Source organism: Achromobacter sp. ACRQX (assembly GCF_022346505.1).
GTDB classification, from domain to species: domain Bacteria; phylum Pseudomonadota; class Gammaproteobacteria; order Burkholderiales; family Burkholderiaceae_B; genus Achromobacter; species Achromobacter animicus.
Genome location: NZ_JAKRML010000016.1, coordinates 122679 through 129697, shown reverse-complemented (window position 1 = coordinate 129697; position 7019 = coordinate 122679). Strand labels below are relative to the sequence as shown.

Below are 7019 nucleotides of genomic sequence, written 5' to 3'. Positions count from 1 at the left end.
CACGAACTCCTCGTTGTCGATGCCGATGCCGCGCGCGGCCAATCGCTCCAGCTCGGCTTCCAGCTTGGCCGGGTCGGTCAGCGTCCGCATGGGCAAGGCGGGCGGGGCAGGCCTATGATGGGAGTCTGATCCGATTACGGCCGGGAGACAATCCATGCAACAAGGAAGCTGCCACTGCGGGCAGATCGCCTATGAGGTAGATGGCGATGTGTCGCAGGTGTTGGAATGCAACTGTTCGCACTGCAGCCGCAAGGGCTATCTGCTGTGGTTCGTGCCGCGCGCCGCCCTGCGCATCACGTCGTCCACGCAGGCCATGTCGACGTACACCTTCAACAAGCACGTGATCTCGCACCATTTCTGCGCCAACTGCGGCTGTGCGCCTTTCGGGTTTGGGGTCGGCGCAGAAGGCAAGGAAACGGCGGCGGTCAACGTGCGTTGCCTGGAAAACGTCGACCTGAATTCGCTGACCCGCATTCCGTACGACGGCCGAAACACTTGAGCGGCCGGCTGCGTTCCTGGACGGGTCAAAAGGCGGCCGCCGCGATGCGGTGGTCCGATGTGTTTTTTCACGATGGAGCGGTGCAATGAGCACGGTAAGGCTGCTGAGCGATGACGAGATCCGCAGAAGTCCCGAGGCATGGGCGGTGTTCGAGGACATCCGCGCCACGCGCAAGTCGGACTTCGTCAACAACTTCTGGCGGGCGCTGGCCAACGATCCCCCGCGGATGCGCAGCGTCTGGGAGCAGCTCAAGACGGTGATGATGGCCGAGGGCGAGCTCTCGCCGCTGGTGCGCGAAATGATCTACATCGCGGTGTCCACCGCCAATGGCTGCTCGTATTGCGTCCATTCCCACACGGCCTCGGCCCGGGCCAAAGGCATGACTGATGGCCAGCACGCCGAACTGCTGGCGGTGATGGCGATGGCGTCGCAGACCAACGCGCTGGCGACGGCCCTGCAGGTGCCCGTGGACGATGCCTTCCACGTGAAATGACCAGGAGGCGGCCATGTCGCTGATTCCCTTGTTTCCGCTGTCCAATGCGCTGTTTCCCGCGGGCGTGGTGCATCTGCGCATCTTCGAGGTCCGCTATCTGGACATGATCCGGCGCAGCATCGCCGACAACACCGATTTCGGCATCGTGGGCCTGTTGGCCGGCAGCGAGGTCCGCTCGCCCGAGGGCGTCGAGACGCTGTCGCCCGTGGGCACCATGGCGCGGGTCGAAACCTGGGAGGCGCCCATGCCGGCCTTGCTGGAAATCCGGTGCCGGGGCACCTCGCGCTTTCGGCTCCGGTCCAGCGAGGTGGCAAAATACGGCCTTTGGATGGGCGAGGCCGAGCCCATTGCCGATGACCCGCCCACGCCGGTGCCCGCGGCCATGCAGGCCAGCGCCGATGCGCTGGGGCGCCTGGTGGCGCAGTGGCAGCAGGACGGCGTGCCCGCCGAAAGAATGCCGCTGGCGCCGCCGTTCCGGCTGGACGATTGCGGCTGGGTGGCAAACCGCTGGTGCGAACTCTTGCCGCTGCCTCCGGACGACAAGGCAACGCTGCTGGGCCTGACGGACCCCGTGGCGCGCCTGGCCGCGATCCAGGACGTGCTGCGCGGACAGGGGCTGGCGTAGGGCGCCGCCCGACTTTATTTGGACACCATGGAAATCAGAGTAGACGAAGGCCTGCGTGCCTATATAGACCCGCTGACCGAGGACGAACACGCCGCGCTGGAGCGCAGCCTGCTGGCCGAGGGGTGCCGCGACGCCCTGGTGCTGTGGGGCGACCTGCTGATCGACGGGCACAACCGTTACGCCATCTGCGTCAAACACAACATCCCGTTCCAGACGATTCAGCATCCGCACTTCAAGTCCATGGACGACGTGCATCTGTGGATGATCGAGAACCATCTGGGCCGGCGCAGCGTGTCGGACTTCCAGCGCGGGGTGCTGGCGCTTCGCAAGAAGGAAATCCTGCTGGCGCGCACCGGCCCGGAAGCGGGCGGTGCGGCCGAAGGTGGGCTGGACGGCGGCGGCCAAGGATCGCCGGTCAAAGGTACGCCGGCCGACGGTGGGCCGGCGGACGATTCCCCGCCTTGGGACGAGGACGCGCCCGGGGCCAGCGCCGCGCCGATGCGCGGGCATGCCAATCCCGATTGGAAGCCCGCCGTCCCCAGCCGCCAGGCGCTGGCGCGCGCCGCCCGCATCAGCAGCAATACCCTCAATCAGATCGAAAAGATCCAGAAGTCCGCGGCGCCGGAACTGGTGCGTGCGGTGAAGGAAGGCGCCATCTCCATCAACGCCGCGGCGGCCGTGGCGTCGCTGCCGGCCGAGCGGCAAACCGCCGCCGTTGCAGGCGGGCGCAAGGAGCTGCAGCAGGCCGCCCGGGAGGTCCGGCAGGCCAAGGCGCCGCCGCCGCGCGAGGCGCCGCCGGAAGAACCTATTGAAAACATCGCGGACATGCCGGCGGAAATCGCGCGGCTGCGCCAGTTGCTGGCCAAGCTGACCGATGAACGCGATCAGCTCAAGAAGAAGGTCATGCACCTGACTGTCGCGTTGTCGGAAGCCCGCAGCGGATCCGGCAGCGGGGATGATTGAGCATTGATGCAGGAGTAAGGGATAACCCTTAAACCGCATAATCCACGAAAAAAATTCGTGGATCGCTGGGAATTTATATCGTTTTGAGGAAAGGCTTGCGCGGCTTTGTAATGCAGGTTCGCTTCAACGCTTCCTGCATTCACACCTGACTTTCCTTATGAATCCCATCGGATATCGCATTCTTTCCCGGCCCGAGACGGCCGTCGCCGCCGACGTGCTGGCCGGTTTTGCCAGCATCGGCTCGGCCCAGATCAGCGACTGCATGAATCGCCTATACGGCGTGTCGGGCCTGCGTCCGCTGCATAACGGCGCACGCCGCACGGTGGGCGTGGCCCTCACGGTCAAGACCCGTCCGGGCGATAACCTGATGATCCACAAGGCGATTTCGCTGGGCGGCGCGGGCGACGTGATCGTCGTGGACGGCTCGGGCGACACCAGCAACGCGCTGGTTGGCGAACTGATGATGATGGATGCGCAGTCGCGCGGCATCGAAGGCTTCGTGATCGACGGCGCGGTGCGCGATGCGGACGTGTTCGCCCAGGGCGAATTCGGCTGCTTTGCCCGCGACGTGTCGCACAAGGGCCCCTACAAGGACGGCCCGGGCGAGATCAACGTGCCCGTGTCGGTCGGCGGCCAGGTGGTCAATCCCGGCGACGTGGTCGTGGGCGATGCCGACGGCGTGGTGGTGATTCCCGCCGAACACGCCAGCGCCGTGCTGGCGCTGGCGCTGAAGAAGGAAGCCGACGAAGCCGTGGCCAAGGAAAAGCTGCGCGCCGGCACGTACACCAAGCCGTGGCTGGAAAAGACGCTGGCGGAAAAGATGGGAGCGGCAAAATGAGCATCGTTGCCGACCGCATCAAGCGCATCAAGCTGTCGCCCAGCGTCGCCGCGCGCGCCATCATTGCGGAACTGCGCGAGCAGGGCCGCCGCATCATCGACCTGACCATCGGCGAACCGGATTTTTCGACGCCCGAACACATCCGCCAGGCCGCCACCGCCGCCATGAACCGCGGCGAAACCAAGTACCCGCCGGCGCAGGGCACGGTGGCCCTGCGCAAGGCCGCCGCCGTCCATCTGCGGGAAGCGACCGGCGTGGAATACCCGGCGTCGCGCGTCATCGTCAGCACCGGCGCCAAGCAGGTGATCTTCAATGGCCTGGCCGCGACGCTGAACGACGGCGACGAAGTGCTGATCCCCGCGCCGTTCTGGGTGTCGTACCCGGACATGGTCCTGGTCAACGGCGGCGTGCCGGTGGCCGTGGAAACGTCGCCCGCCACCGATTACAAGGTGACGCCCGAGGCCCTGGAACGCGCCATCACGCCTCGCACCAAGTGGCTGATGATGAATGCCCCCAGCAACCCGACGGGCTCGGTCTACAGCGCGGACGAACTGCGTGGTCTGACTGAGGTCCTTGCGCGTCATCCGCACGTCTGGCTGATGACCGACGACATCTACGCACGCCTGAACTTCACCGGCGAACCGACGGTGCATCCGCTGCAAGTGGCGCCGGAACTGGCCGCCCGCACGCTGGTCGTCAATGGCGTATCCAAGGCCTATGCCATGACGGGCTGGCGCATCGGCTACGGCGCCGGTCCCGACGAACTGATCAAGGCAATGGCGATCCTGCAGTCGCAAAGCACGTCGGGCGCCTCGTCGGTCAGCCAGGCGGCCGCGCTGGAAGCGCTGACGGGTCCGCAGGACTGCGTCGTGGAGTTCGCCAAGGTATTCCGCGAGCGCCGCGACCTGGCGATCGCAGAATTGTCCGGCGCGCCGGGCCTGGACATCGTCGTGCCGCAGGGCGCGTTCTATGTCTTTCCGGACTGCTCGGGCCTCTTGGGCAAGAAGACGCCGGCCGGCGACGTGATCGCCAGCGACACGGACCTCACGCACTACCTGCTGCGCGAAGCCGGCGTGGCGGTTATCGACGGCCATGCCTACGGCGCGCCCGGCACGTTCCGGTTGTCGTTTGCCGCCTCGCTGGACGATATCCGGCAGGGATGCGCAGCCATCCGCGAGGCCTGCGCCAAGCTGGCCTGACGGGTCACGCTTTCGCACCCATACGGCGTCATCGCCAGTCTGTACACCTAACAACCATTCAAGGGGAATGAACCATGAAGCGTCACACTCTCATCGCCGCCAGCCTGGCCCTGGCTTCGCTGGCCGCGGGCGGAATTGCCCACGCCGACCAGCTTGACGACATCAAGGCGCGCGGCGAGCTGGTTTGCGGCACGCTGGGCACGTCGCAGCCGTTCAGCTTCCAGGACGGCGCGACGCGCCAGCTGGTGGGCTATGACGTGGACGTGTGCAAGCTCGTCGCCGACAAGCTGGGCGTCAAGGTCAACTACAAGCTGCTGTCGGTGGCGGCGCGCGTGCCGGAACTGAACGAAGGGCGCGTGGACATCCTGGCGGCCAACCTGGGCTATTCGCCCGACCGCGCGCAGCAGATCGCCTTCAGCCACGCGTACTACGTCAGCCCGCAAAAGCTGATGGTGCGCAAGGATTCGGGCCTGGACTCGATCGAAGCCCTGAACGGCCGCCGCATCGGCGCGACCAAGGGTTCCAGCTCCGAGCGCGAGATCAAGCGCATTCTCGACAAGTCGCAGGTCATCGGCTACGGCGACAGCTCGGCCACGTACCTGGCGCTGCAGCAGAAGAAGGTGGACGCGCAGTTTGCGTCGGAGCTGGTGCTGGCGCGACTGGTGCTGCAAAGCCCGCCCACCGCGCCCGTCACTGTTATCGGCAAGGCCGTGTTCGATGAGCCGTGGGGCCTGGGCGTGCGCAAGTCCGAGCCGCGATTCCTGGAAACGGTGAACCAGGCGCTGGACGAGGCCGAAACCTCGGGTGCGGCAGCCAAGCTGTTCGACAAGTGGTTTGGCCCCGACACCCCCTACAAGCTGGAGCGCGGCTTCAAGATCGGCCCGATCGCCGGCTAAGGGGCCGACCCGAGCGCTGCCGTTCGCCAGTATCCGTCACGGCTTCCCGCGTCTTGCAAGGCGATGCGCGGGAAGCCGTGATGCTTGGCGTTGCGCGCCCGAACGCAGGAGATTGACAGGTTTATGAGCTTTCTAGACGCTTCCCAATACCAGCTGCTGCTCAGCGGCATGGTGGTCACCGTGCAACTGTTTCTTGTTGCCTGGGTGATGGCGTTTTCCATCGCGGTGACGCTGGTGGTGGTGCGCGCCACAAACCTGGCGCCATGCCGCTGGGTGGTCGACGCCTATGTGGAATACCACCGCAATGTGCCGCTGCTGGTGCAGGTGCTGTTCTGGTACTTCGGCATGCCCGAGCTGCTGCCCGAAGGATTCCGCATGTGGCTGTATGCGCACAACGCCGAAATGTCGCTGGCCGCGATCGCGCTGGCGCTGGGGTCGGCCGCCTACATCGCCGAAGACATCCGCAGCGGCCTGCGCGCCATTCCCGGCACCCAGTTCGAGGCCGCCCGCGCGCTGGGCGCCAGCTACCTGCAATGCATGCGCTTTGTCATCGTGCCGCAGGCGCTGCGCATCTCCATTCCGCCGCTGGTCGGACGCGCGCTGCTGCTCTTCAAGAACACCAGCGTGGCCATGGCGATCGGCGTGATGGAGCTGACCTACCAGGCGCGGGAAATCGAGAACGAGACCTACCGCACCTTCGCCACCTTCGGCGCGGCGACGATCATGTACCTGCTGGGATCGTTCCTCATCATGGCGCTCGGATCGCGCATCTACGCCCGTTATCGTCTGAACCGCGGAGGCCATGGTGCTTGATCTCCTGATGCAATACTGGCCCACGCTGCTGGTGGGCCAATACCCCAACGGTCCGCTCGGCGGACTGGCACTGACGCTCATCCTGGCCGCGCTGGGTCTGGCGATGTCCCTGCCGCTGGCGCTCTTGATCGCGCTGGCCAGGGTAAGTCCCTACGGGTGGCTGCGCACGGCCAGCAAGGCGCTGGTCAATGTGGTCCGCGGCATGCCGCTGCTGATGCTGATCTTCTGGGCTTACTTCGTGGTGCCCAAGATCACCGGCCAGGTGGTCAGCGGCTTCTGGACGCTGATCTTTGCCCTGGTGGTGTACGAAAGCGCCTACCTGTCCGAGGTCATCCGTTCGGGTATCGAGGCGGTGCCGCGCGGGCAGATCGAGGCCTCGCGCTCGCTGGGCGTGGGCTACTGGACGACGATGCGCAAGGTGGTGCTGCCGCAGGCGCTGTTCAACGTGCTGCCCAGCATGACCAGCCAGTTCGTGTCCACCGTCAAGGAAACCTCGCTGGGCTACGTCATCAGCGTCAACGAACTGACGTTTGCCGCCAACCAGGTCAACAACCTGGTGCTGACCCAGCCGCTGCAGGTGTTCGGCATTCTGGCCATCATCTACTTCATCGTGTGCTTCAGCCTGAGCCGTGGCTTGAGCTGGCTGGACCTGCGCATCCGCCGCACGCGGGCCATGGCTTAAAGGAACAAAAA

The 7019-nt window shown here is 65.7% G+C and carries 9 protein-coding genes and 1 pseudogene; 9 read left to right on the top strand and 1 reads right to left on the bottom strand.

All coding sequences use genetic code 11. From position 1 onward, the window contains the following. Positions 1 to 87 (bottom strand): annotated as a pseudogene (locus MHZ91_RS16255) (IclR family transcriptional regulator); the annotation flags it as partial. A 67-nt stretch (positions 88 to 154) separates the two neighbouring features. Between MHZ91_RS16255 and MHZ91_RS16250 the strand changes: the two are divergent. The 9 genes from MHZ91_RS16250 to MHZ91_RS16210 all read left to right on the top strand — a co-directional run bounded on the left by MHZ91_RS16250 (position 155) and on the right by MHZ91_RS16210 (position 7008). Then, a complete protein-coding gene (locus MHZ91_RS16250; protein WP_239214581.1) occupies positions 155 to 499 on the top strand; it encodes a GFA family protein in 345 nt (114 codons plus the stop codon). An 85-nt stretch (positions 500 to 584) separates the two neighbouring features. Then, a complete protein-coding gene (locus tag MHZ91_RS16245; RefSeq protein WP_175121794.1) occupies positions 585 to 992 on the top strand; it encodes a carboxymuconolactone decarboxylase family protein in 408 nt (135 codons plus the stop codon). A 13-nt stretch (positions 993 to 1005) separates the two neighbouring features. After that, positions 1006 to 1617 carry an LON peptidase substrate-binding domain-containing protein gene (locus MHZ91_RS16240; protein ID WP_239214580.1) on the top strand — a complete coding sequence of 204 codons (612 nt, stop codon included), beginning with the start codon at positions 1006 to 1008 and terminating at the stop codon, positions 1615 to 1617. A 27-nt stretch (positions 1618 to 1644) separates the two neighbouring features. After that, on the top strand, positions 1645 to 2580 hold the full coding sequence (locus MHZ91_RS16235; protein ID WP_239214579.1) for a hypothetical protein: 936 nt from the start codon (positions 1645 to 1647) through the stop codon (positions 2578 to 2580). 157 nt (positions 2581 to 2737) lie between these two features. After that, a complete protein-coding gene (locus tag MHZ91_RS16230) occupies positions 2738 to 3418 on the top strand; it encodes an RraA family protein (RefSeq protein WP_175136690.1) in 681 nt (226 codons plus the stop codon). After that, positions 3415 to 4617 (top strand): aminotransferase class I/II-fold pyridoxal phosphate-dependent enzyme, encoded by a 1203-nt coding sequence (locus MHZ91_RS16225; RefSeq protein WP_218343641.1) that lies wholly within the window; start codon positions 3415 to 3417, stop codon positions 4615 to 4617. Before MHZ91_RS16230 ends, MHZ91_RS16225 begins: the two co-directional genes overlap by 4 nt. A 74-nt stretch (positions 4618 to 4691) precedes the next feature. Further along, complete coding sequence (locus tag MHZ91_RS16220; protein ID WP_175121789.1) at positions 4692 to 5513, top strand: ABC transporter substrate-binding protein; 822 nt, start codon at positions 4692 to 4694, stop codon at positions 5511 to 5513. A 123-nt stretch (positions 5514 to 5636) separates the two neighbouring features. After that, positions 5637 to 6326 (top strand): amino acid ABC transporter permease, encoded by a 690-nt coding sequence (locus MHZ91_RS16215; RefSeq protein ID WP_239214578.1) that lies wholly within the window; start codon positions 5637 to 5639, stop codon positions 6324 to 6326. Then, positions 6319 to 7008, top strand: coding sequence for an amino acid ABC transporter permease (locus tag MHZ91_RS16210; RefSeq protein ID WP_175122014.1), 690 nt, complete (start codon positions 6319 to 6321; stop codon positions 7006 to 7008). The genes MHZ91_RS16215 and MHZ91_RS16210 overlap by 8 nt, the downstream gene beginning before the upstream one ends. Positions 7009 to 7019: the final 11 nt, after the last annotated feature.

Bases quoted from the DNA above. Each gene is read 5' to 3' on its own strand.
- MHZ91_RS16250 (WP_239214581.1), top strand. From the start codon at position 155: ATGCAACAAGGAAGCTGCCACTGCGGGCAGATCGCCTATGAGGTAGAT.
- MHZ91_RS16225 (WP_218343641.1), top strand. From the start codon at position 3,415: ATGAGCATCGTTGCCGACCGCATCAAGCGCATCAAGCTGTCGCCCAGC.
- MHZ91_RS16215 (WP_239214578.1), top strand. From the start codon at position 5,637: ATGAGCTTTCTAGACGCTTCCCAATACCAGCTGCTGCTCAGCGGCATG.
- MHZ91_RS16245 (WP_175121794.1), top strand. From the start codon at position 585: ATGAGCACGGTAAGGCTGCTGAGCGATGACGAGATCCGCAGAAGTCCC.
- MHZ91_RS16240 (WP_239214580.1), top strand. From the start codon at position 1,006: ATGTCGCTGATTCCCTTGTTTCCGCTGTCCAATGCGCTGTTTCCCGCG.
- MHZ91_RS16235 (WP_239214579.1), top strand. From the start codon at position 1,645: ATGGAAATCAGAGTAGACGAAGGCCTGCGTGCCTATATAGACCCGCTG.
- MHZ91_RS16230 (WP_175136690.1), top strand. From the start codon at position 2,738: ATGAATCCCATCGGATATCGCATTCTTTCCCGGCCCGAGACGGCCGTC.
- MHZ91_RS16220 (WP_175121789.1), top strand. From the start codon at position 4,692: ATGAAGCGTCACACTCTCATCGCCGCCAGCCTGGCCCTGGCTTCGCTG.